The organism is Calothrix sp. PCC 6303 (assembly GCF_000317435.1).
Taxonomy (GTDB): Bacteria; Cyanobacteriota; Cyanobacteriia; order Cyanobacteriales; family Nostocaceae; genus PCC-6303.
Map to the genome: position 1 here is coordinate 4,581,689 of NC_019751.1, position 25,963 is coordinate 4,607,651.

General features: G+C 39.9%; 22 protein-coding genes. 10 read left to right on the forward strand and 12 right to left on the reverse strand.

The features are described 5' to 3' along the window. Positions 1-11: 11 nt before the first annotated feature. A complete protein-coding gene (locus tag CAL6303_RS18715; RefSeq protein WP_015199390.1) occupies positions 12-866 on the reverse strand; it encodes a hypothetical protein in 855 nt (284 codons plus the stop codon). Between the two features lie 119 nt (positions 867-985). On the opposite strand from CAL6303_RS18715, the gene CAL6303_RS18720 reads away from it, so the two are divergent. The 3 genes from CAL6303_RS18720 (at position 986) to CAL6303_RS18730 (ending at position 2,867) form a co-directional block, all read left to right on the forward strand. Further along, positions 986-1,543: a DUF1802 family protein gene (locus CAL6303_RS18720; protein ID WP_015199391.1), complete on the forward strand. Its 558-nt coding sequence runs from the start codon at positions 986-988 to the stop codon at positions 1,541-1,543. Continuing rightward, entirely contained in the window at positions 1,540-2,409 is an 870-nt protein-coding gene (locus CAL6303_RS18725) for a nuclease A inhibitor family protein (RefSeq protein ID WP_015199392.1), read from the forward strand. The genes CAL6303_RS18720 and CAL6303_RS18725 overlap by 4 nt, the downstream gene beginning before the upstream one ends. 95 nt (positions 2,410-2,504) lie before the next feature. Beyond that, a complete protein-coding gene (locus CAL6303_RS18730; protein ID WP_015199393.1) occupies positions 2,505-2,867 on the forward strand; it encodes a DUF6464 family protein in 363 nt (120 codons plus the stop codon). 37 nt (positions 2,868-2,904) lie between these two features. Here CAL6303_RS18730 and fmt read toward each other — a convergent pair whose 3' ends face one another. Continuing rightward, complete coding sequence (gene fmt / locus CAL6303_RS18735; RefSeq protein WP_015199394.1) at positions 2,905-3,903, reverse strand: methionyl-tRNA formyltransferase; 999 nt, start codon at positions 3,901-3,903, stop codon at positions 2,905-2,907. Positions 3,904-4,763: 860 nt separating this feature from the next. Here fmt and CAL6303_RS18740 point away from each other — a divergent pair. From CAL6303_RS18740 to CAL6303_RS18750, 3 genes are all read left to right on the forward strand, one after another. Continuing rightward, entirely contained in the window at positions 4,764-6,026 is a 1,263-nt protein-coding gene (locus CAL6303_RS18740) for a hypothetical protein (protein WP_015199395.1), read from the forward strand. A gap of 168 nt (positions 6,027-6,194) precedes the next feature. Further along, positions 6,195-7,505: a bifunctional serine/threonine protein kinase/MFS transporter gene (locus CAL6303_RS18745; protein ID WP_041740766.1), complete on the forward strand. Its 1,311-nt coding sequence runs from the start codon at positions 6,195-6,197 to the stop codon at positions 7,503-7,505. Between the two features lie 80 nt (positions 7,506-7,585). Beyond that, positions 7,586-8,995 (forward strand): serine/threonine protein kinase, encoded by a 1,410-nt coding sequence (locus CAL6303_RS18750; RefSeq protein WP_015199397.1) that lies wholly within the window; start codon positions 7,586-7,588, stop codon positions 8,993-8,995. 185 nt (positions 8,996-9,180) lie between these two features. Here CAL6303_RS18750 and CAL6303_RS31510 read toward each other — a convergent pair whose 3' ends face one another. The 6 genes from CAL6303_RS31510 to CAL6303_RS18780 all read right to left on the reverse strand — a co-directional run bounded on the left by CAL6303_RS31510 (position 9,181) and on the right by CAL6303_RS18780 (position 14,632). Further along, a complete protein-coding gene (locus CAL6303_RS31510; protein ID WP_015199398.1) occupies positions 9,181-9,315 on the reverse strand; it encodes a hypothetical protein in 135 nt (44 codons plus the stop codon). 319 nt (positions 9,316-9,634) lie between these two features. Continuing rightward, on the reverse strand, positions 9,635-9,934 hold the full coding sequence (gene minE / locus CAL6303_RS18760; protein ID WP_015199399.1) for a cell division topological specificity factor MinE: 300 nt from the start codon (positions 9,932-9,934) through the stop codon (positions 9,635-9,637). 32 nt (positions 9,935-9,966) lie between these two features. Beyond that, positions 9,967-10,773, reverse strand: coding sequence for a septum site-determining protein MinD (gene minD / locus CAL6303_RS18765; protein WP_015199400.1), 807 nt, complete (start codon positions 10,771-10,773; stop codon positions 9,967-9,969). A 304-nt stretch (positions 10,774-11,077) separates the two neighbouring features. After that, entirely contained in the window at positions 11,078-11,917 is an 840-nt protein-coding gene (gene minC, locus CAL6303_RS31255; protein ID WP_051036817.1) for a septum site-determining protein MinC, read from the reverse strand. A 620-nt stretch (positions 11,918-12,537) separates the two neighbouring features. Next, complete coding sequence (locus CAL6303_RS18775) at positions 12,538-13,875, reverse strand: four-carbon acid sugar kinase family protein (protein WP_015199402.1); 1,338 nt, start codon at positions 13,873-13,875, stop codon at positions 12,538-12,540. Between the two features lie 97 nt (positions 13,876-13,972). Next, positions 13,973-14,632, reverse strand: coding sequence for a hypothetical protein (locus CAL6303_RS18780; RefSeq protein WP_015199403.1), 660 nt, complete (start codon positions 14,630-14,632; stop codon positions 13,973-13,975). Positions 14,633-14,751: 119 nt separating this feature from the next. On the opposite strand from CAL6303_RS18780, the gene CAL6303_RS18785 reads away from it, so the two are divergent. Beyond that, positions 14,752-15,243, forward strand: a complete 492-nt coding sequence (locus CAL6303_RS18785; protein ID WP_015199404.1) for an MEKHLA domain-containing protein — start codon at positions 14,752-14,754, stop codon at positions 15,241-15,243. A 512-nt stretch (positions 15,244-15,755) separates the two neighbouring features. Here CAL6303_RS18785 and CAL6303_RS18790 read toward each other — a convergent pair. From CAL6303_RS18790 to petH, 4 genes are all read right to left on the reverse strand, one after another. Beyond that, entirely contained in the window at positions 15,756-16,160 is a 405-nt protein-coding gene (locus CAL6303_RS18790) for a type II toxin-antitoxin system VapC family toxin (RefSeq protein WP_015199405.1), read from the reverse strand. Between the two features lie 9 nt (positions 16,161-16,169). Further along, positions 16,170-16,409, reverse strand: coding sequence for an antitoxin (locus tag CAL6303_RS18795; RefSeq protein WP_015199406.1), 240 nt, complete (start codon positions 16,407-16,409; stop codon positions 16,170-16,172). A 291-nt stretch (positions 16,410-16,700) separates the two neighbouring features. Further along, on the reverse strand, positions 16,701-18,011 hold the full coding sequence (locus CAL6303_RS18800; protein ID WP_041739766.1) for a homoserine dehydrogenase: 1,311 nt from the start codon (positions 18,009-18,011) through the stop codon (positions 16,701-16,703). A gap of 527 nt (positions 18,012-18,538) precedes the next feature. Next, entirely contained in the window at positions 18,539-19,825 is a 1,287-nt protein-coding gene (gene petH, locus CAL6303_RS18805; protein ID WP_015199408.1) for a ferredoxin--NADP reductase, read from the reverse strand. 1,087 nt (positions 19,826-20,912) lie between these two features. On the opposite strand from petH, the gene CAL6303_RS18810 reads away from it, so the two are divergent. From CAL6303_RS18810 to CAL6303_RS18820, 3 genes are all read left to right on the forward strand, one after another. After that, the gene (locus tag CAL6303_RS18810) at positions 20,913-21,917 is read left to right on the forward strand and encodes a phosphoribulokinase (RefSeq protein WP_015199409.1); all 1,005 of its coding nucleotides are present in this window, start codon (positions 20,913-20,915) and stop codon (positions 21,915-21,917) included. Between the two features lie 296 nt (positions 21,918-22,213). Next, positions 22,214-23,470 carry a methionine adenosyltransferase gene (metK, locus tag CAL6303_RS18815; RefSeq protein WP_015199410.1) on the forward strand — a complete coding sequence of 419 codons (1,257 nt, stop codon included), beginning with the start codon at positions 22,214-22,216 and terminating at the stop codon, positions 23,468-23,470. A 757-nt stretch (positions 23,471-24,227) separates the two neighbouring features. Further along, positions 24,228-25,949, forward strand: a complete 1,722-nt coding sequence (locus tag CAL6303_RS18820) for an ATP-binding protein (protein WP_015199411.1) — start codon at positions 24,228-24,230, stop codon at positions 25,947-25,949. The last annotated feature ends 14 nt before the right edge of the window (positions 25,950-25,963 follow it).

Genomic DNA, 25,963 nt, shown 5'->3' on the forward strand with positions numbered 1-25,963 from the left:
TTGACTGTTAATTATGGTTGCCAGTTAAAATGCCGCAATAATGCAAAACTCATCAACCTTGTGGGTACGCTGGAACCCTGAATTACTTGGGGACGCAGGAAACGTCCCGAAAGCACGCGGGCAATGCCTTTAAGACGTGCTTGTAAACGCACGAAAAACAGAGTCATGGTTTGGCTTTTTTGACTGTTTGCATATATCGGCATAAATGCAAGTTTGCCATAGAGAACATCAGCGCGATGAACGTTACCAAGTTTATTTTGCTTATGTTCAGGGTTTGGTGCGCCACCATGTTCGCCATAATTACGCCAAGGGATATAATTTTTGAACTTGCGATCGCGTAAAAATGTATCGATGGTAGAATCCCAAGTGGAGTAATTTGTTGCTCCATATTTCTCGGTAATCCCTACGGCAAGTTCTTGGAGGTTTTTAGCAGCTTGGGGTGTAACTATATAAGCTACCGCAGCAGTGGAAAATCCTTCGGCATAGCCTTCATCAGAAACACTATATACTTGGGATGCACAGGTATATAACCAACTGATTCCAACGTTTGTTTGTTTGGGGTTAAATGGCAGGGGAAGCTTGCCAATGCCCATCACAGGAACAAAATCAGCTTCGATAATCATGGTGGGTTTGGTTTCTTTATCAGCAATCTCCCAGGCACGAGTATGATTCATTAAGCACAAATAACTGCGAGAAAAGTTCTCATATTCTGGTTTAAATTCTTGTCTGAGTACCTGACACTCAAAACCTTCTTGGGTAAATACTGCTTCAAGTTGTTGTGTCTGTTCTTTACAAGCGATAATTAAAACTTTACTGATGTTTTTAGCAAGTGGATGATTCAGCTTTTCTTTATATGCAATGCCCATAATAGTTTAGATAATTATTTAGATACTGGGAAAACAACACTGTTATACTCAGAGTGCGATCGCATTGACAATGTAAATATTGCTGAATCGTACACTTCACTATTTTCTGACTACGGATCATGACTCTACACGCACTCAAAGAATGGTCTGTTGTTATTGATGCTTTAGCAACAGCAAAAACCATCATGTTGCTACGGAAAGGTGGTATCAAAGAACAAAACGGAAAATTTGAAGTTACTCAAACAGAGGTTTTGCTATATCCGACATACGAACATCAACAAGCTTCTCTGCTAAAACCAGATTATGCCAAGCTTGTACAGTCAGTTATATCCGGATGGCATCCAGAAACCGTCAAAATTCATAGTTGGGCAAAAATTACCCATATAATACCTGTGAGTGATGCTGGCATGGTTGAGAAATTGCAACCCTACCATATTTGGGGCGCTAACTTCGTATGCGACCGTTTAAAATGGAAACCACATCAACCACTATACATATTGTTGTTAAAAGTCTACAACCTACCTAAAATCCATGAAATTCCCTATCTAACTCAATATGGTGGTTGTAAATCATGGATTGATTTAGAATCAGAAATTTACTTAGAAAACTCGGTAGCGGTTTTACCTGAATCCCGCTATGGTGAACTTGTAGCTGAGATTCTAGATACTATAAAATGATCAAACTTAGTAATGCAGAATTAATTGCTCAACTCCAATCAGTAACCCAAGATTTATCATTTGTGAGTGAGAGTGATTATCCTTTCGATATTTTTGTCCACGAAGTAAGTACTCAAGGTGAGTTGACAGTGGAAAAACTTCTTGAGGCAGGTAATTGTTTAAACTTGGTAGATAGGGATGATGTTTTAGAAAAAGTTAGGGAAATTGCCCCGGAAACTACTCAAATTTACCGAGAAATAATAGATTTAATTGAATCAACAGCCAGTAAATTAGAAATTTATCAGATTAAAATTAATGATGAATCTGGTGAATATGAAGCTTTTCAGATATTCATCATCCAAACTGAAAACGGAGATTGGCTAGGATTTGCACCCAAAATTGAGGCTGAACCATCCAGTAGACGTTCAGAAAAAATACAAATTACAGATAATACGCAAATTTCTCCAAGTGCAATAGAACTTAAAAGTAAATTGGAACTGTTATTAAGTCAATTAAAGTTTATTGTGACTGAATATTACGAACCAAATCAAATCAAACAGGGTTTTATTCTAGAGATAGCCGCAACAAAGTCAGATGTTATTTACAAGTTATTAGATTCTCTGGGTTTTCTGAAAGTATGCAACTTTAAGAAGTTTAGTGATTATTTAGATTTTGATGAGAAAGATTATCTGAATAATCCAGAATTTTTGGAACAAATTAGACAAATACATCAACAGTACCAATCCTTGGATAATTTCCTTGAATCAAATTTAAGTAATTTAAGAGAATATGTTTTGGGCGGAATGGCAGTTTATTATTTATATAATATAGGTCAAACACAAGAAGGTGATTGGGTTGGTATTGCTACTACTGCAATTTGGACATAATAATTAAGCTAGACTAAGAGTTAACGTAACAAGTGCGCTAACATCCTAATAGGTATCTAGAATATTTAGATATATCAAAGTCGTTATAGCAGCCTATGAATCCAAATATTTTACCAACTGAAGTCATTCTCACCCACCCCCGTCAGTCACTGGGTAGTGTACAACTCGATTGGACACCACAACCTGGAAATTATCTCGATTTAGAGGGAAAAACCTATGCCGTCTTAGAGCGCCGACACCGGTATCAGCTAAAATTGGGACGTTATCATCTACATAAAATTGCTATTTACGTGCAGTCAGCACAACGTCCAGTTGAAAAAACTTTGGTGAGTGGACGCTGGGTAATAGGTGATGCAACTTGCCGATATAATGCTCGTTCTGAGATTCTTAGGTGTGCTGTAAATCCAGAAAGTTTGTGTGAATCCTGCAATTATTACGAAAAAATTTCTGACTCATAGTACATAGACAAAAAGCTTTTAGGGTTTTGAAGCATTTCTAGCTACCCAAAAGTTCCCCCACTGTAATTCTAACACCATTTACGAAGTCCCATCCCGATTGCGATCGCTTACCCGCTGGTTGGACTTCACGCAATAGTAAATGACCTAACCCAGTTTGGATTACTGCTCCCATTCCCTTAATAATACTCACTACTTCCCCAACTTTCCCTGTCAATGTCGATAAATCTGCTACCCGATTTTCCAATTCCTGTAATTCTTTGGGTAGCTGACTCCAATTAATTTCTGTGAAAGGAAGTGTTCCTGTAACTTTTAAAGGTTGTTGACGAAAAGTTGTCACACAATTGGGATAAAAACCCCGAATTTGATTATGTATTTGTAATGCACTTTTCGACCAATCGATACTATAATCTTGTTTCTGAATCAGAGGTGCGTATGTTGCTTCAGAGTTATCTTGAGGAGTAGCAATAATTTCCCCAGATTCCAACTTGAATAGAGTATCTATCAGTAAATCTGCACCCATTAGAGCTAATCGCTCGGCTAGAGTCTGCGTATTATCTAGTAAACTAATTGGCGTAGTCGCTTTTAGTAGCATTGCACCCGTGTCCATTCCCGCATCCATCAGCATTGTGGTAATTCCAGTTTCCGCTTCACCATTGTGTAAACACCACTGAATTGGAGCAGCACCCCGATATTGGGGCAAAATAGAACCATGAACGTTTATGCAGCCTAATTTTGGCATATCTAGAATTCTTTGGGAAAGAATTTGTCCGTAAGCAACAACTACAAACGCATCAACACCATATTCTTGAAGTTGAGTTAAGCTTGCTTCATCTTTCTTAATTCGTGCTGGTTGTAAGATTGGGATATTGTAATTTAGTGCGAGTTTTTTGATGGCTGACGGTATTAATTGATTCCCTCTTTCCCTTCGTTTATCAGGTTGGGTGACAGCGGCTACTACTTCAACATTAGGGTGATTAACCAATCTTTCTAATGTCAGTACGGCAAAATCTGGTGTACCAAAAAAAACAACTTTCATAAATTCGCTAATAATGAGTATTTGTACTATTTAAGTATGAATAGGTGTAAAGGATATCCAAATGTGGTGCTTTTGCGGTTGAGCGATCGCATTTTTTAAAATAGATTAGGTAATTGTTAGCAAAATCATCCAACCCATCTTGACGAAAGATGCGGCAAAATGCAAGGTGATAAGCTATGATGTTGAAACGATTGCTTGTTTCGTGGGGAACAAGCTTTGTGCCTACCTATCTGTAAAACTTACTCATCGTTTCCAATACTGGTTAACAGAAAATTAGCTTGGATTTAAGTATATCTTTAACCAACTAACCTAACTTCAAACCAGCAAAGTGAAACTCACATTTTTATCCCTATAGTTAAGTGTCTTCCTATTTATCTCGACTTGTATTTCATACTGGCTAGAATTACGAAACTACGAAAGTTAACGGATCAGAGTTTTTCGCTGTAGCTTTTACAACTGTCACACACCTTGCTCACGCATCCTCAGTGTAGTTGATAATGTTTGTGATAAGTATACAGGGAATTATAAGTACAAATAGCCGTAAAGCTGGTAAATGCATAGTGATATCTAATCACTCGCTATTGATAAATGTATAACTTCAAACTTTTGAGCCGTTGTCTTAAAGCGTTTGTTTGTTGTAGTAAGTCGTATTTTCTGAAAGACTTGCACCATATCACGGATTACTTAAGTAAAGTAGTAACCCAAAGTACGTAAGTTTTGTTAAAGATGGCAAAATTTATTTAAGTTACCTCATTGAAAGATTAGGTTCACTGTTATACATATAGTAGCCACCATCTACCTAATCCGATTTATAGGTGTACTGCTCTTCACACAGCAACCCCCTTCTAGAGAGTCAACAGATGTTAAAAACCCTTTTGTTGTCGGGATGGTTCCACGCACAACCGTTTGCTAAATATGTTGTTGTTGTCATGTTAATTGCTCCCCTAATGGCAGCAAGTAACCATGCAACTTCGGCAACACAATCAGAAGTAGTTGCCAGTGCGGCTGTTGAGAGCGAATCAAGTATTGCTTCAACGCAAATTGGCGTTGCCAGCGACCTAGATTCAATCCGCGATACATCCGGATTAACAGCGAGTACCTCAAATTCTCAGCCATCAACAGTGGCTATTGTAGTTGAACCGAAATTACTGGGAGTAGAGGAAGATTTCTCACAATCAGGAGTAGAGAACTCCGAACTTCATACTGAAAGTGATCCATTTGCCAAAGTAGAAGTAGCTCCAAACAATAGTACTGCTGATTCACGATTACAGCAGCAAACTTTAATTGAAAAAATTAAGGCTGCACGAGATCAAATTAGAGTAGCAAATAATACTAATTTGTACGCAGTGAAAATTGATCCCCAACTGCGGGGAGCTGATCAAGATCTTAGCCAAGAGAATAATAATCAAGCTGATGCCGAGATGCAACAAGCATCCGAGGATCCCTTAAATAGTCCCTATCCAATTCCGATGAAGTGGATTAATCAGACTCAGGAAACAGTTGGAGCAACAGGTGGCGGTGTGCGTTATTATCGCAGTTCCCCTGTAAATTCACCTGACGGGAGATATCGGGTTTACAGCCGCGTGCAATTGGAAGTAAAGCCAGAGCAATACAATAGTCGCGTTAGTAGCGTCTTGTTTATTGAAGATAAACAAAGTAAAAAATTGCGGGTAGTGGCTTCCACATCACGTAACAACGATGTGTTGGTGAATACTAAAGCTGCACCTGATGCTAACGGAGAGGGAACGATTGGGGTTTTAGTACCCGTCAGTTGGTCAGAAAAAGGCGATCGCTTCTTGGCGCGAAGATTTGAAGGGGTAATGAATACGTCAGATATTTCTGACTACGCAGTTATCTGGCATCGTGAACGCGATCGCACAAATACTGTAGAGCCTACCCGTAAGGGAGAAGAACATGAGAAAATTGCAATTTTGCTGGGCTGGAGTAAAACCCAACCGAATCATGTCATGTTCCGTACTGGTGAATTAGGTGATGAAGATTGGCCCCTTGTAACCGTCTCTGATGAAGGCAAAACTACAGGTGCTGCTGATATAGATAAACCTGTCACCTTTGGCAATCGTGTTTCAGATGTTTGGGCTGGTCCCCAGGTTGCTTATCGCTAACTGAATCCATTGTCGTTGATGTATATAAAAATATGATCCCGCTTTTAACATTTGATAAAAGCGGGATTTTGTTATTGATGATTTGAAAATTACGGAATTAGTAGTTTTCCCAATGTAGCTTGTAGGAAAACTTTGTTAGAAAAGAACAATTATGATGTGGGGTTGGGGATGAATGAGCAAACTTTGGAAAAGCGTTACGAAATTCAACAACAGTTGGGAAAAAAGGCAGGAAGACGAACGCTATTAGCAAGCGATCGCATAACCCAACAAACTGTCATTATTAAACTACTGACTTTCAGTAGTGATTTTGCTTGGGAAGATTTAAAGCTATTTGAGCGGGAAGCAGAAACCCTCAAAACCCTCACCCACGCAGCAATTCCTAGTTATGTTGACTATTTTGAATTGGATACTGTTGGTAAAGGTTATGCACTCGTCCAAAGCTACGTGGAGGGTAAATCCTTGGAAGAACACATCAAAGCAGGACGAGTGTTTAATGAAAAAGCACTCAAAAATATCGCATCCCAATTACTAGAAATCCTCATTTACCTACATTCCCAACATCCCCCAGTAATCCACCGTGATATTAAACCCAGTAATATTATTTTGGTCGAAAACGGCTATCAACGCATTGGCAAGATCTATTTGGTCGATTTTGGTTCCGTTCAAACTTTAGCTAGCAAGGCGGGTAAAACAGTCACTGTTGTGGGGACATACGGATATATGCCACCCGAACAATTTGGCGGTTATGCAACCCCTGCATCCGACTTATATAGTTTGGGTGCAACGCTGATTGCTTTAGCTACGGGGATTCATCCTGCTGATTTACCGCAACAGGGGATGCGAATGGATTTTGCCAAGTTGGTTAGTTTGAGTCCCTCATTTATGGAGTGGTTGCAATGGTTAACTGAACCGAGTGTTGAACGTAGGTTAAATTCAGCAGCAGAAGCATTAATAACCGTAAAAAGCGGACAACTTCGAGTTTCCCAAACTAGTGCAGAAACACCGAGAAAAACCGTAAATACTTGGTTACTATTTCTGGTTTCCCTATGTCGTAGTACCTTTTTGGGAGGTGCAGTTGTGATGATGTCTGCCGGGTTATACGGTAGTGTTGTCATCCCATTAGCCGGGACAGTAATAGGTGGAATGTTTGGTGCAATGCTTGGTTTTCCCCTTGGTTTGGGTAATGGAATTTTGGTTGGGTTAATTACGAGGTTATTTTTCTATCCTTTAAAAAATGCTCGTCGTCATCGACTTCTTGTCAGTATGACTAGTACAATTATTGGTACTGCTGTTGGTATCATTTACTTTGCACAGTTTTCAGGAGTCTTGTTGGGTGGGACAAACAGTACTCTTCAATCCTTATTATTTTATGCGATCGCACCCTCTATAATTACGGGATTGAGTATGGGTGCTGTCAGTAAATCCTTTGCTCAATGGTATGAAAGGGAAGGTCAATCTAAAAAGTATTTAAAAAAATAAATTTGTCAAATCATATCTCTGTTTTATTGTCAGAAGCTGGGAATCGAAACTTTTTTGATTACTGATTGAATATTTTACCTATGAATGAAAATACATCAAAGCAAATATTAAACGAAAGATATGAAGTTGTCAGCGAATTGGGTAGGCAAACTGGCAGACGCACCCTATTAGCTACAGATTTACAAACCCAACAGCAAGTAGTTGTCAAAGTTCTTTATTTAGGACAAGATTTTGATTGGCAAGATTTAAAGTTATTTCAACGGGAATCTGAGACACTCAAAACTTTAGAACATTCACAAATTCCTCGTTATCTTGACTATTTTGAATTTGAAACGAGTGATGATAAAGGGTTTGGATTGGTGCAAACCTATGTTGGAGCAAAGTCATTAGAAGAACAGTTACAAGCTGGACGAAGATTTAGTGAGTCTGAAATCAAAGAGTTAGCAATATCACTTTTAGAAATTCTGAATTATTTGCATCAGCGACAACCAGCTATTATTCACCGCGATATTAAACCTAGTAATATCTTACTTAGTAATCGTTCTGGGAATAGTGTTGGTGAAGTTTATTTAGTTGATTTTGGCTCAGTCCAAAATATTGCGGCGCAGGAAGGCGGTACAATTACAGTTGTGGGGACATACGGATATATGCCACCCGAACAATTTGGTGGGAGAACAAAACCCGCATCAGATTTGTATAGTTTGGGTGCGACTTTAATTTATGTTATGACTGGGTTGCATCCCACAGAACTACCACAACAAGATTTACGGATTAAATTCCCTCAAGCTGGTTATATTAGTCGAAAGTTTGCTGATTGGTTGGAATGGATGACAGAACCAAGTTTGGAACAACGCTTTACATCTGCACAAATTGCCCTAGATGCAATTGAAAATCCACCACAAAGAAGACAGATTATACAGGAATTAAATCCAGCTTTAAGTAAACCTCAAGGAAGTAGTATTAATTTAATTAAAACGTCAGATAGATTAGAAATTATTTTACCTCCTACAGGTTTTGGAATTGGGTTAATTGTATTAATTTCTTGTTTGACTCCATTTGCAATTGGCATTACTTTTTTAAGCCAAGGATTAGACTCCCTCAATAGGGCATTAGCAACAAATACATTGGCTTCGGGTTTTTTCTGGCTTTTGCAGGGAAGCGCCATCGCACTTATCTTATTTCTAGTTCTTGCTGCTATTTTTAAGCGCGCTCATTTACAATTGAATGATGGATATCTGACAGTAATTCATCATTTATTAGGGTTTAAATGGAGTCAGAAAATAATTAAGATGAATCAGGTAATTCATGTCAAAATGATTTCTGATAAATATAATACTGGCGTTAAAGAAAATTTATTTATGTATCATGGAAATAGGGTTGTTTTCAATTTCGATGAGTACTGTAATTTAAACACTTTAGAACGTGAATGGTTAAAAAATGAAATCAGGGATTGGTTGAACAAAATGAGGCATTCTTTGAATAATGACTGAAGTTATAGCGGTTATCGGTTGCATCCAATACACTAACTTAACGCCCAACCCCTCCCCTACTTGACATGTATGAACAATGCGCTTTATCCCTACGTATCCCTACGATGGATGTGGCTTTTCCCATTCTCATATTTTGCATTTTCTTTCAATGCGTAAGTTATAGTCTTGTGATAATTTCCAGGAATTTAATGGGTTTTGCGAAAAACTTTAAATGCTGAGATATTCAAAATTAAACCAAGGGTAATTTTTAGTACAGCAGGTGGAATAATTCCAATCAACATACCCCCAATAACCTCAACAATTACTGATCCTACACCCATAGGCGCGACTGTATTAACGAATACTTCTGGCTCTATAAAAGCCCCAAATTTTGCATAACGCGCAACTCCAACAATTACGGTTGGTAAGCTAATAAGTAAACTAGCTGTACCTGCGGTTTTGATATCCGCACCAAAGGCAAAAATATTTATACTATTGCGAGTGAATTTGATTTAGGTGATAACCTTGCGTTAGCGAAGTGTGTCCGAAGGACTTATGCTTCGTTTCGCTACGCTAGGGGAACACTAAAAGCGAACGCTTCACTCGCAATGACAAATATATATTTAATTTTGTCGAGTTAGTTATTACTCATTACTTTTTTTAATGGGGTTCTGTAACTGCTTCCCCCTCTGGAATTTCAGTTTTAACGCGGCGAATAGGTAAATTGGCAATCAAAGCTGTGGTACGTTGGTTGCTTTCGAGGGAAAACTCCAAGCCTTCAGGTTCGACTTCGACATAGCGACAGACGATTTCTAAGATTTCTTGCCGCATTTTTTCAATCATTTGCGGGTTCAAATCGGCGCGATCGTGTGCTATTACCAGTTGCAGGCGACGTTTAACTTCTTTGCGACTGGTATCGTTGGTGCGGAAAAATAGTTTTTCTAAGAGTTCAAGGATCATTGCGACAAGCGGTGCTGAGGGAATTAGATAATCTAGATAATCTTTGTCCACAGCAGCTTGCGGAGGCGGGCAAAGATATTTTCGTGGGGTGAGTCAAGATCTAGGAATTCGACGGTTTCCCCTTCTAATCTACGGACGATGTTATCGATTGCGGTACCTGCTAAAGAAGGTGTATCAGATAACACCAAAGGCTCGCCGCGATTGGTGGAAACAATTACACGCTCGTCGTCGGGGATAACACCAATTAGGGGAACAGCCAGGAGTTCCTGAACATCTTGTACCGACATCATATCATTTGCCCGTACCATTGCGGGGCGGATGCGGTTAATTATGAGATGAAGTTTTTTAATTCCTTGTGCTTCTAATAACCCAACCACACGGTCAGCATCACGGACGGCAGATATTTCTGGAGTCGTGACAATTAAGGCTTCTTTGGCGGGTGCGATCGCGTTCTTGAATCCGTTCTCTATTCCCGCTGGACTATCAATGATAACGTATTGAAACTTTTGGGACAGTGCATTTACCAATAGCTTCATTTGGTCGGGTGTGATTGCTTCCTTTGTCCGGTTTTGGGCAGCAGGTAATAGCACTAGATTTGGTTGACGTTTATCTTTGACTAAGGCTTGTTCTAAACGACACTCCCGTGCCAAAACCTCAACCGCTGTATAAACAATCCGGTTTTCCAAACCCAATAATAAATCCAAGTTCCGCAAACCAAAATCGGCATCAACTAGCGCGACTTGTCGCCCCATTTTAGCGATAGCCATTCCTAAGTTTGCTGAAACTGTCGTTTTTCCGACACCCCCTTTACCGGAGGTAATAACAATAATGCGAGTCATGATTAAATATAAGCGCTCGGTGGGGACTCAAGAATTAGTAGTTCAACTTTTTGATTTCAAGCTGACAGACTATTTGGGTAGTATAAAGTATGAAGGATCAAGTATAAAGTTTAAAGTGTCGGGAATCAAACGTAACAACAAATGATCAGGCGCAGGTTTCGACTACGCTCAATCTACGGTGTACACACAATACTCGAATCGCATTAAAATCAAGAACCCCACCCTAACCCTCCCCGAAGCGCGTTCGCCACTACTCGCTCCGCGAGAAGCAAGCCGCCGAGTGGACTCACCGCAAGGTAGGGGGTTAGGGGGTGGGGTTCACCTTGTTGCGAGAAAAGTCAGATGCTTTGACTATCCGAATCCCTTGGGGTGTAATATGTGCAACTTCTGGGTTAAGATGTTTTGGAGCTTTTTCGGGCGCTCTGGCAACTGCATCAGCTATTCTTAACTGGGTTGGTTCCATTTGCAGTGCCATAATTAAGCACTCGCTGTTACCCCTCGCTCCAGCATGGGCAATTCCCCGTAAACGTCCCCAGATTAAGATGTCGCCATCGGCAATTATGGTACCACCTGGGTTGACATCTCCGAGGATAGTAACTGTACCGGGGTGACGAATTTCAACTCCTGAGCGGATGGTGGTTTCCATGTATAACGGTTCCGATAAGGGAGATACATTAGTACTGGAATCGGCTGAAAGTAAATTTTTTGGTGTTAGCTTGTTTTGTTCGACAGAATAGCCTGCTGTGACAGATGCGATCGCTGTTTGTCTCCGACTGGTAGATACTGATCTTAAATGAAGTTGAACTTCACTCAAGGATTCTGCCAATTCTTGAAGTTGCCTTGCATCCAGTAAGCGATCGCCTACTACTAAGTGTACATTGGTGTTCGCCACTCGCAAGCGATCGCCTGCGTTTAATCTTTGCTTCAATTGTTGCCAAATTTCTGACCAAGTGTAATCAATATTACTAGATTGCGAGTCACCTGGTAATGTAATTACAAGCCTTTCTGGCTCATTGTGAAATTTTACTTGTATATTATGATTCGCAGGTGTAACTATTGCATCGGGTGTATCATCTGTAATAATTCCATTGAGCGAAGTTACTAAATCATTAGTTTCGCTTTTTTCTGCGACTACAGGTTTCATATCGGGTTTGATATCGGGTTTGATATCTTCTGTAACTGGGTTGATTTCTGGTTCTCTAGTTTCTGTAACTTGATTTATTCCAGCTTCCGCATTCCAATTCCCATTTATAATCAATTCTTTCACAGGTTCGTTAAGTTCTTCCAAGCTAATTTCGGCTGCCGATTCAATATCTATAAAAACATCTGCAACATCTATTTCACCACCATTTGTTTCCAGAGAATCAATTGATAAACTAGAAGATGAAAAAATCAATATATTGTTATCAGCTTTCAGGTTTACCTCTTCAGCAATATTGCTATTTTCAGAAACAGGTTCTACAGCACTTAAGGTATTAGCGATACTCGAAATAAAATGAGGACTAGTATCTATGGGAACTTGATTAGGATTGGGACTGGAAATAAAATTTAGTACAGTATCAATCTCGACATCAGAAAAGACATCTTCAGTCACAACATGGTAATTTGCTTCCTTTGATTCTATTTCTTTTGGTTCTATATCACGAGTCACAGAATCATCAGCCATAATTAATTTGGGTGTGAGTGTAAGTAAAAATAATTGCGTTCTACATCAGAAACATCGGATACAGTAGACAAAATCTGTAACTGTTTACTGTTTACTGTTTACTGTTTACTGTTTACTGTTTTAACTAACCTTTGATAAACCGTAGCTAAAGCTGATTCATCACCAACATTGCCAGGAAACAATACTACAGGTAAATTAGGAAATTGTGGATGTTCGGAGGAAGTTATTACCATTGAACAACCTGCTAATATTTGACCTAATAATCTGGCAGAAGTCAGCGCTAAACCATTACTCAAAACATCGTTAGATGTAATACCACCTTTGCTGATTAAAAATCCGATATCTGAGGGTAAACCCCTGACAATATCCATCAATAAATTCGATACTTGTGTGCCAAAATCTAATCTAGTTTTAATATCTTCAAAATTAATTTCCTTGCGACTAGTGTAGATTACAGGTGTATTTCCGGCATTGTATGCTTCTTCGATCTGTTTCATTACCTTGGATAGAAGTGTAGCAGATAGATCGCTACCTTCACCAAGTAATTCGCTGACATCTACCGCAATTCCTTCCGTACCTTCTGCTTCTAGAAGTTTTTCTAATTGTTGGGTGGTTTTTTTGACATGGGAACCAACAATAACTGCACCAGGTTTGCCATCTCGAACGTATTCTGCCATGTTTTCGGCGGAAATTGGTTGTGGAGGTAAATTTGCTAAAGCTGTTAGGATGCTGGCAGCACTGCGAAACAAAAAATGTTTACCTTGACTAGCTGCGGTGAGAATATCTTGGGCAAAGCGGTTTAAATCTGTTTGGTTTTCACCATCCACCACACAGCATTGATTATCAGTCAGTTTCAGTAAACGTTCTAAAGAACCGTTGCGAATGTCATCTAGTAAAAATCTTTCAACTTGATTCGCGGTAATTTTCCCGTCGGTTTTTTCTTCGACGTAATCTGGTAAGTAGCTGTGATGGTAGGCAAAAACAGAATCGCGGGCAAATTCGGTTTGATGAACAGGTGTAGGTGTACCATCAACAATTAGATAATGGATGCTGTCACGGGTGATACGTCCACCGTCAAAAAATGCAGGCACTAAAAAGTGAGCATCAAACGATCCTAGCTCAGATGCGATCGCGTCTGTCTCTACAGGGTAATGTCCTCGTAAAGTTGAATCTGAACGACTAACAACTAAAAAATCTTGAATATTCTCAGCAGCAATTGCTACCTTTAGGTTTTGACAAACTTCTTTAGTGACGGCAGTTGCATCTTCTGGGGTTAGGGAACGAGTATTAGTTAATACAAAAAAAATCGGTGAACTATCACGCAATCCCAACCTCAATGTATCCACATCCCAGCGCATCAACAGCAAACAACCATGAACTGTTTGGGAACCTGTAGGATCATCATCAAGGACAATTATTTTTGGTGTAGTTGTCATTTTTTACCCTGGGAATTGAGGATTGTTAGGCATTTAGATCTGCGACTTACTTAAGAAGGCGCAGATCTGAGAATCCAGCAAATTTGATTTAATAGAACTAATTTGACTGTATTTTTTTTAATTCCGCTTGAACATCCACAGCAATTTGCAAAGATTGATTCAGAAGTCGAGCATATTCACTCGCTTGATTGTTCACTTGTAAAGCCTGGAGGTTAGCTAAATTATTCGTTAATAATTCCTGATTATTTGCCAGCAAATTTTTATTATCGCGTAAAACCCGTTCCGTTTTTAACGCTCTTACCAAATCTTCCCGAATTAATTTTAAGGCTTCTACAACTTTTATCCGGTCATTTGCCAATTGAACATTCCCAACAGCCGTTAATTCGTCATTGATATCCACAGCTTTCACGATTGTGTGATATCTGTCAACTTCATCCAAAAGCATTGTCAAAGCTTGGGGACAAGTAAATTTCCGCCACATCCAACGTCCCAAAATTACCCCAACTGGTACCAAAATTAGTAAAATTAATCCCAATAGAATAGATGATCCAATTCTCGGCAAAATCAGGAAAGCATAAATAAACCCTACAATAATTGGAGTTAAAGCAACCGCTACCACTCCCTCATTGGCAAGAAAGCTTAATCGCTTTTTTTTGTCTTTGAAAATCGAAGGACGAAACACATCATCAGGATCGAAACCAGTTAAGCGTCGAAGTTCCCCTTTACTGATTTCTAAACCGATTAAATCTGGCTGCACAATTTTATCGTCTCCTGGCAAATCTGACTTGCGTAAATAAATATTGTAGTATTTTGTTATCCTTCAAACATAACCTCTCTCTCGTTTAACCGTTAGCTTCCGACTTCTACCTCCCTCCCATGACTAATACAATTCCTCACCCTTGGCAACAAGAAGCGATTATTCTTCATACGCAACGTCTACTGTGCAGTTACCAACATTGGACAGGGAAATTACTATTTAATCTTGACATGCCAGCAGAAGAACTGGCTGAAAACCTATTTATAGCTCCATTTGTGGTGCTTTCCCATGGTATGGAAGCCGATCCAATTTATAACTATGGAAATGCCCAAGCGTTAAATTTATGGGAGATATCTTGGGAAGATTTTACCAAAATGCCTTCCCGCAAATCAGTTAGAGAGATTGAAGAAGGAAACAAAGAAACACTACTACGACAAGCATTATTGGAAGAAGCAGTTGCTAAGGGTTTTGTCGAAAATTATGGTGGAATTAGAACTTCTACAACTGGAAAACGTTTTCAAATTGATAATGTTACCCTTTGGACTGTTTTAAACGAGGATAAACAACGTTGTGGACATGCGGCGATGTTCTCAAAATGGTATTATATTTAGCAAACTACAACATATATTTCCATGCTTTGTCGTGAGCATCCAACTTTTTGAATGTCATTGCGTAAAGCCTAACGGCATACAAGAAACGCTTTAGCGTGCACGTAGGCGAAGCCGCCCTGAAAGGGCTAGCGCTTACGTAACCAAGTTGAGTGAAGCAATCGCAAAATTTCTCACTCAGAACGAGTTAATGCGATTGCTACCCTGCGGGATGCAAGCAACCTCGTTCCTCCAACCTTCGGTTCGTAAACTACGCAATGACAGGTTATTATTTTAGGGAAAAATAAAAATTGGGATCCATCCTAAGTTATGGGTATTACCCCTGTTAAGGTGTACCAAGAATGTACTAGCTAGAAGTCCTATTCTTACGTTACACACCCCATCGCTTGACCCTAAAATCGATCGCAAACATTATTTTTTGCTATCAGATTTTAATTGTCGCAAGCTGAAACCTTTGTTTTTAGGTTGCAAAAAACTTCACCTTAACAGGGGTAGTTATGGGTATTTAGAACTCATCAAAGCAGCCAATTCTCTAAGCTTAAGGCAGGAACACGCTGAAATTCACGAGTATTGGCTGTAATCAGAGTTAGATTAAGAGATAGGGCATGAGCGGCAATCAGTAAATCATTTGGACCGATTGGGGTTCCTGCTTGCTCTAAGTAGGTACGAATTGAAGCATAGCGGTGATCCACATCTGACTCCAAGGGCAAAACTGTTAAGATTGCAAGAATGCATTCTAGTTGATGAAAAAGACGAGAGGAGCCACTCTTCGCAGATCCAAATCGCAGTTCACACGCTACTATAATGCTTGTGCAAACTTTGTCTTCCCCAACAGCAGCAATACGCTGAAAAACTCGACCTTGAGGATGCCTGACCAAATCTGAAAGAATGTTGGTATCAAGTAAGTATTGATAGGTCATCGGCTGCTACTAAAGTGTGATGTCATTAAGGGGAAGTAAGCCCTCATCTATATCAGGAAAATTATCTGTAATATCTGGCAACGTAGTCAGCAATGAAAGCAGAGAACTGGAAGGAATAGGCTCAATGATTAAGCGATTACCTTCTTTGCGTAACAAAACCTCTGTACTTGATAGGGCAAGTTCATGAGGAATGGTTAGAACTTGATCTTGTCCGTTTGTTAATAGAGAAACATGCTGTGAGTTTTGCATAAAGCGACCTATTTGTTTTTGTAAGTCTGAGAAAATATGGGAAATGTCCTTACATCATTAGCTGTTTGACTTGCCTAAAGACAAAATTGAATACTTTTAGGAATACCCTTTTCAAGGTGGTAATGTAAAAAGCTTGATTTGACGTTGTTCAAAACTTTTCGTTTAGCCGAGAAACCCGGTTTCTCTCGAATAAATACAAAAATCTTTCGTATTCTAACTGAAGAAACCAGATTTCGGTCGTTAGTCGCTACCCACCTTGAAAGGGCTAGTTCCGACTTTCAAACTCGCTACCTACAAAACCCGTAACAAACTAGGAATACTATATATTTCCGACATTGCCTCAATTTCTGCTAAAGCTTGGCGGAAATTTCCTTCTCGCACATTGTGGGTGACGACAACAATTTCTGCCCTTTCACCTTGAAAACCTGTTTGCACAATCGATTCTAAGCTAACCCCAAACTTGCCAAAACAAGTACCCAATTTGCCAATTACCCCAGATTCATCTTGGGTTAAAAATCTGGCATAAAACCGGGTGACAAGTTCGGAAATTGGGCAAATTTCTGCAAAACCTTCGTGTAAACAAGCAAATAAGGGATCTAAATTAACGCTGGATGAATTGCGAGTTTTAGACTCTGCCAATTCAGTCTTGAGACGAGCCACCAGATTTAATATATCAGATGATACCGCGCTGGCTGTGGGACCTGCACCTGCACCTGGTCCAAAAAACATTACTTGTCCTAAAGGTTCCCCTTCCACCAAAACTGCGTTGTACACCCCATTCACACTGGCAAGGGGATGAATTTTGGGAACTAGGGTAGGATGAACCCGTACCGAAAGTAAAGAATCATTGGTTTTAGCGATCGCTAACAGTTTGATCACAAAGCCCAGCTTATCAGCATAGGCAATATCTGTTTTACTAACTTGGCGAATTCCTTCACAATGTACCTGTTGACGGTTAACACGTTCGCCAAATGCTAAAGATGCCAAAATTGTGATTTTATCCGCTGCATCCCACCCATCCACATCTGCTGTGGGATCTGCTTCTGCGTAACCTAACTTTTGAGCATCAGCTAATACATCATCAAAACTACTACCTACGGTTTGCATCTGGGTCAAAATGTAGTTTGTAGTGCCATTTACTATCCCCATCACCGCAGTAATCCGGTTCACGCTCAAAGACTGCTTCAATGGTTGAATGATGGGAATCCCCCCACATACCGAAGCTTCCACCATCACATACACCCCGGCTTGATTTGCAGCGGTAAAAATCTCATCCCCAAACCGGGAAATCACCGCTTTATTTGCTGTCACCACATGTTTTCCATTGTGGATTGCCTTCAGCATCAATTCCCTAGCTGGTTCCAATCCCCCCATCACCTCAACAATAATATCTATCTCTGGATCATTGACAATTGAATCTAAATCTGTAGTAAGTACTCCATCAACCAATTTTACAGCCCTGGGTAATTCAAGCGATCGCACTCCCACCCGACGAATCTCCACCTCCCTCAACAACGGATGACGACCAGAATAATCCTGTAAAAGTTCAACCGTACCAGTCCCAACAGTTCCTAAACCTAATATTCCTAATTTAATTCCCACTGTAATTGCACCAATTATAGAACTTGAATTATTCGACTTTAATATACAAAATAATGATATTTCCGAAAACTCACATTTCACGCCATCACAACAAAACAATTATAAGCCTACAAGACATGTACATATCTCTAGCCATTTTTGTTAGGAGATTTACTTATTTCCTGTTCCCTTTTAGACAAACATTTATGTCGTAAGGGACATGTCCACTGGCATATAAGGAACGGGAATTTAATAACGTGCAATTTTGCTAGACAATGAAATGGTGCGTTACGCTCCGCTTACACACCCTACTTTTGTACTTTATTTAATCCAGGCTTCTAAAAGAAAGCAAAATCTTCCAGCAAAACAATTGTAGGGGCGTAATATATTACACCCCTACATAGTCACTAAATATTATTTAGCAAAATCTTAAATTCCAAGTTTTAGATACTTCGATTCATCATCCCAAATCTAAAACCAACCTGAGAGAGTAGGGAAAGCATGAAAAAACAAAATTTGGATCACAAGGGTTTCCCCCCACAAAAATCCTAATATGTCTCAACGTGCCAACGACCAGCTCTCTTAATTTCCTTCTGGTAATCACTCCAAGTTACACCATCTTTAGCCGCAGCAATAGTTAGTGCTGCATCAATACCATCTTCCATACCCCGTAAACCGCAAATATAAGTATGAGTTTTCTCATTCTTAATCAAGTTCCACAGTTCATCAGCATGTTCAGCTACACGATCTTGGATGTACATTCTGCCACCCTGAGCGTTTTTCTGTTCACGGCTAATGGCATTAGTCAAACGGAAGTTATTGGGATAACGACTCTCGATTTCTTCCAACTCTTCTTTATAGAGAATGTTCGCTGATGTGGGAATCCCGAAGATCAACCAAGCAAAACCTTTGAACTGATAATCTGGATTAGCAGCCCTTTCATTATCTTTGAACATCCGCCACAAGTAAGTCCGCATTGGCGCAATACCTGTACCAGTTGCCATCATAATCACGTTAGCTTCTGGATCATCAGGTAACAACATTTCCTTCCCAACTGGTCCAGTGATTTTCACCTCATCACCTGGTTTTAAATTACACAGGTAAGTTGAACAAACACCATAAACAGTCTCGCCGCTTTCTGGGTGCTTGTATTCCAACTGACGAACACACAACGATACAGTTTTATCGTTCATGTCATCGCCGTGACGAGTTGAACCAATTGAATAAAGTCTCAGCTTCTCAGGCTTGCCGTTCTTGTCTAAACCAGGAGGGATAATACCAATACTTTGACCTTCAAGGTATCTTAAATCACCACCTTCCAAATTAAACTTGAGGTGCTGAACCAAACCAATTCCACCCTCTTTCACCAAAGCTTCATTGGAAATACACTTACCAACAAAAGGAGCATTGGGACGATAAATATTTACGGGAACATCAGCATGTTTAGCTTTCGCTTGAGTCATGGTATTGCCTTCTTTAGTCTTCTTGGGCTTTTGCTCAGCTGGCTTTGCGGCAATGCCTTCTCCACCACTGTTAGCTGTTTCAGGTGTAGCTGTTCCATTACCCTGATTGTTAGCAATTCCATTCCCGTTATTTTGCTCAAATGCCTCAACGGTCTGAATACTAACAATTTTACCGCCTTGACGAGCGACACGCCGCATTTCTTGATTCATGCGGTTGTAAGGCACCCTGAGAAATACGCTGCCACTTTTGCGAATTGAGTAGTTTGCAACTGCGCTTTCTTGACTTTGACGCAGACCCACCACTTCGTAAACGAAGATACGGCTACTTGATGCCGCACTAGCAGCACCTTCAACAGCACCTTGATTGTTCATTCGCTTTACCACTCCGATATCTACTTAACCGTTACCTAAAAAACTTTCCCAATATTCCGCTAACTATTGAACAGTTAGCATTTTGGGAAAACAGCATCATTATCATAAATGCCTTTTTTATCCACTCGCCAAAGACATGCAGGTATTACAAAAGAACACACCTGTTCACCTTCTAAAGTAGATGATAAGTCTGTTGGAGAATGTTAATAATGAGTCAATTTAAACTTTTTTTCGTGAAAGCCTTCCCCCGCAAGAGATATAAATATCCATAATTTACGAAGGAAGCGTCAATTGATGACGTGTACATAACTGCAAAGCGCTCCTAGAAGCCCGACCTCAGCAGTTGTTCCGAATTTACGAGTTTATGATCGCTCACCTGTTTCCCTGCATTTCCTTAGAGCTACTTCTACAACTCCGACCGAAGAACATTTTTGACTTGACTACTTCCTAAGTGCAGTGACTTCCACAGCAAAAGATAAGTCCAAGTAATCTATATTCTCATGAATTAGGGATAGTAGTAACCACAATATTAAGTTTTACTTGATGTGAAAAATCTGTCAACTACTATGATTTGCCCCTGATGGAATTGAATATTCAGTAGATCTTAAGTAATTCCAGCTAATTGGCAGAGTAGGTCAGCTAATGCTTGAGGTTGGTCTAATTCATGATCTAGTGAGGGAATTTGGAGCTAAACATTATACCTGATTAATCGCAAATTATTTTTATAGTATCGTCAAGAAAAATGCTCAATTTTTGAATTTTGATTAGGGTTTGTAATCTGTTCCACTTAGCAATAAACCTAAGTAAGATTATTGGGTTTGAATAATTCTTCCTCAAGGTAAGCCTTGAATAGAGCACACCGTTCTGTTAAAATTCTTTATAACACTAGGACTAAATACTCAGCAGCAATAATTAAAATCATACTGGCGGGTAAAAATTACAACTTTAATGTTTACCCGTCAATGCTTTATGGTGCTGTTGAAGCTAAAGCGAATATAGAACTAACCCAGAGGGTAATGTTCTGATTCAAATCTGTTGTGGAAAAGAAATATTGATTGACTAACTAATTAGTATTTAGAGGAATCTTATGACGAGCAAGCCGGAACGCGTGGTATTGATTGGAGTTGCTGGAGACTCTGGGTGCGGAAAATCTACATTTTTGCGTCGCCTGATTGATTTATTTGGCGAAGAGTTCATGACAGTTATTTGTCTTGATGACTATCATTGTCTTGATCGCAAACAACGCAAAGAGACAGGAATCACAGCTCTTGACCCCAGAGCAAATAACTTTGACCTCATGTATGAGCAAATCAAAGCTCTCAAAGAAGGTCAATCGATCATGAAACCGATCTACAACCACGAAACCGGTGCTATTGACCCCGCAGAATTAATTAAACCAAACCACATTATTGTTGTTGAAGGTCTACATCCTTTATATGATGAGCGTGTACGTGGATTAATAGACTTTAGTGTTTATTTTGATATCAGTGACGAAGTTAAAATTGCTTGGAAAGTTCAGCGTGACATGGCAGAACGCGGTCACAGTTATGACGATGTTCTCCAAGCAATTAACTCTCGCAAACCCGATTTTGAGAAATATATTGAACCTCAACGGGAATTCGCAGACGTTGTTCTTCAGGTACTACCTACCAACTTAATCAAAGACGATAAAGAACGTAAAGTTCTCCGCGTCCGGATGCTTCAGCGTGAAGACAAAGCTGGTTTTGAACCAGCCTACCTATTTGATCAAGGATCAACCATTAACTGGACTCCTTGTGGACGTAAATTAACTTGTTCTTACCCTGGAATGCAGTTACACTACGGTTCTGATGTCTACTATGGACGTTACGTTTCCGTACTTGAAGTTGATGGTCAATTCGATAACTTAGAAGAAGTGATTTATATTGAAAGTCACCTCAGCAAGACATCCACCAAGTATGAAGGTGAAATGACTCACTTATTACTACAACACCGAGAATATCCAGGTTCCAACAACGGTACAGGTTTATTCCAAGTGTTGACTGGCTTGAAGATGCGGGCAACTTATGAACAACTAACTTCCCAGGAAGCAAAAATGGCGGTTGAAGTATAGTCTATTCGTGAGATTATTTTCCGATGAATAATTATTTTTGATACTTTAAGACACCTCCTGGTGTCTTTTTTTTTGTACACATACATTTTTGTCGAGAAATAAAATCATTTAATTTATTTTTTCCTTAAAATTACTTAGCCGTAATTGATTGATTTTCATGAAGATCACAAAACCCTCAGTGATCACCGTAAAAATATTGATATGATCTCAGATTGAAGCTGCTAAAAAATTATCAAAATAAAGTTTTGATAAAAATTTGAATTTTGCAGCCGAAGCTAACGAAGGAGGAATCAAAATTGTCACGTCGTTATCTTTTTACCTCCGAGTCCGTCACCGAAGGACATCCAGATAAAGTCTGCGACCAAATCTCGGATACGATTTTGGATGCTTTGCTCACGCAAGATGCCCAAAGTCGTGTTGCAGCTGAAGTAGTTGTAAATACTGGCATGGTAGTGATTACAGGGGAAATCACCACCAAAGCGAATGTCAACTATGTAAAGCTGGTACGGCAGAAAATTGCTGAAATCGGTTATACCGATGCAGATAATGGTTTCTCGGCGACAAGTTGCTCGGTTTTAGTGGCTTTGGACGAACAATCACCCGATATTGCCCAAGGTGTAAATACTGCTCAGGAAACCCGTGAGCTAGTTAGCGAGGAGCTATTCGACAAAATTGGTGCTGGCGATCAAGGTATTATGTTTGGTTTCGCTTGTAACGAAACTCCTGAATTAATGCCCTTGCCCATCAGTTTAGCTCACCGAATTGCTCGCCGATTGGCATCTGTTCGGAAAAATGGAGGCTTAGGCTATTTGCGTCCTGATGGCAAGACTCAAGTCACCGTCATCTATGAAGATGGACGACCTGTTGGGATCGATACCATTTTGATTTCTACCCAGCATGATGCAGCAATTGGTGACATTACCGATGAAGCAGCAGTGCAGGTAAAAATCAAGGAAGATTTGTGGACAGCAGTGGTAGAACCTGTATTTGGTGATATCACGATTAAACCTGATACAGAGACTCGCTTTTTGGTCAATCCAACTGGCAAGTTTGTGGTTGGTGGTCCCCAAGGTGATGCTGGTTTAACTGGACGTAAGATCATTGTGGATACCTACGGTGGTTACTCACGTCATGGTGGCGGTGCTTTCTCTGGTAAAGACCCCACAAAAGTTGATCGTAGTGCGGCTTATGCTTGCCGTTATGTTGCCAAAAATATTGTGGCAGCAGAATTAGCTGACAAGTGTGAAGTACAGTTAAGCTACGCGATTGGTGTTGCTCGTCCTACTAGTATCTTTGTTGATACTTTTGGTACTGGTAAAGTTAGCGATGAAGTTTTGCTGGAGTTAGTTAAGCAAAATTTCGAGCTACGTCCGGCGGGTATTATTCACACTTTAGATCTAAAAAACTTACCAAGTGCAAGAGGCGGACGTTTTTATCAGGACATCGCGGCTTATGGTCACTTTGGTAGAGATGATTTAGATTTACCTTGGGAACGCACCGATAAAGCAGAGTTGCTGAAGAATGCAGCGAAATTGGCTGCTGCTGCGGTATAGATGACTTGAAGAAAATAAAAATCGGAGTGTGAGTCATAAGTAAAATCTTAGGGCTGATGCTCCGATTTTTTGGTTTTTAGTTTATTGAAAACAGGCTTTCTAACCGGGAGCAAGGTACTGAGGAAAAATCAGAATGCGGCAGATGGGCATTATCTCTCAATGCTTAAAACCACAGCCAAACACTTTCAAAAATCCTCTAAGAGGGTCTTGATTAAATAAATATTAAGTAGGTGTGTTACGACTACGTAAGGATTTGGGGGTTTGAGACAGTGAAGAGTTTGTCGTGACGCGCCAAATAGCTGGTACGTTACGACGCATTTAGATTGTTGCTCAAGCAGAAGTACAGTCGTGCGTCTTACACACCCTACAATAATTTTCTTTTTTATCACCTTCTAACTTTGGGTATTCGCTGAGGTAGATACTTAGAGGATTGAATGGGTGAAATTTTACGGAGCAGAAGCAGTTATTTTCTGGATTTATTAAGGCTTTTAGGTGATCCAAATCCTAACCAGTTAAGGGTTTGGTATTGTGAGGGTAACTTTTTGTCAACTGAGTGAAAATTGAGGTAAATATAAACTTATATTTAGACTGTTTAAATTATCATGAAACTCTTGCGAAGTATATAGTAAATAAACTGTGCTGTTGTTATAAATAGGAATAGCTGTACCAACTAAGTCAAGATTAATTTAGCGATTAGGTAAAGTAGAGCACTGAGTATAATCCGTTATTTTCGCGGTAGGTCAAGGAGAATTAAGGGATGCAGACTCACAACCCAACCGCTTTGAGTAAAAGTTTAGAATATAGAGCAGTGCCAGTTGAGCAATCTGTGAGTGACGAACTCCCAACAATCGAATTTCCCTCTAGCAGGAAGTTAAAAGCGAGTTCTTGGCGCATCCATCAAAAGATCGGTTATGGTTACTTTTTGGCGATTGGAATTGGTTTTTTTGGTTCGTTGACTGGGTTTGTAGTTGCCAACTATTATCGCGGAAAAGAGGTTGTGCGCTTGGATCAAGCACACAGGCAGACTCAAGTGCTTTCGGATTATAGAGATGCAGTTGTGGGAGCGCAGCTGCATAGCTTTAATTTGGTAGCTTTGGTAGAGGAACCTGAGCGTTTAGAAGTTAAAAAAAGTGAGTTTTTGCGAGATGTAGAGAAGGCAAAAAGAGAAGGACAGAAAGTAAGTGATTTTATTGCTAGTAATCCTAAGGTTTTAGCGGCAACTCAAGTAAATTTAGAGACTTTGCTGGCAGATTATAGTAAGAATTTAGATTCTTATGTGGGACAGATAGAATCTGTGGTGCAGTCGCTGGACGGTAGAGATAGACCTGAAGAATTTCGAGGTATCCGTGATGACTTGCTGGCTGTGATGCGTGGTGAAACGGGTATGCAGTTAGATGAACTGAGTCAGAAGTTGTCTAATATTTTGCAATCGGCTGAAGAGAAGGAAAAGGAAAAGATTGAAGATGCTCAACAAGCAAAGACAGTTGAGCGATTGATTGCGTTGATGAGTATGTTGGTGTCTGTTGCGATCGCATCTGCTGTGGCATGGCGTACTTCTCGTGCGATCGCTGAACCTGTGATTACTGTAACCCAAGTTGCTGAACAGGTAGCAAGGAAGTCAAATTTTGATTTACGCGCACCCGTCACCACTGAAGATGAAATTGGCTTGCTGGCAAAATCACTGAATCGATTGATTGAGCGGGTATCGCAACGTACCAAAGAGCTACAACAGGCAAAGGAAGAGGCTGAAGCGGCAAATAAGACAAAAAGCCAATTGTTGGCAAATGTGAGCCACGAATTACGCACACCCCTAAATGCAGTAATTGGTTTGAGTCAATTGTTAAAAGACGATGCAACTGATTTGGCTTTGTCTGAAGATTTCCTCACCGATTTGGAAACCATCAACTCAGCAGGCAGGCATTTGCTGGAATTGATTAATGGAATTCTCGATTTATCCAAAATCGAAGCGGGAAAGATGACGCTCTACCCGGAGAACTTTGAAATTGCAACATTAATTAACAATGTGGTTTCGACGGTGAAACCGAGCATTGAAAAAAATGGTAATAGCTTGGATATTGATTGTGATCCACAACTGGGAACAATGTATGCTGACCAAACAAGGGTGCGACAAATACTGTTGAATTTACTGAGTAATTCAGCTAAATTTACAACAAATGGGAAAGTAACTCTCAAGGTCTGGACAGAAAAAGAAGATAAAGGAAAAGACTTTCCTGTAGAAAAAATTATTTTTACTGTTATTGATACGGGTATCGGGATGACATACCATCAACAACAACAGTTATTTATCCCCTTTACCCAAGGAGATGCTTCCACCACCAAAAAATATGGCGGTACAGGTTTAGGTTTATCTATTAGTCGTCACTTTTGTCAGATGATGGGTGGTGATATTAAGGTGCAAAGTGAACCGGGAGTAGGTTCTGTGTTTACTGTGGATATGCCACTGATGGCAGAAGCTTAGGGAAGGACAATATT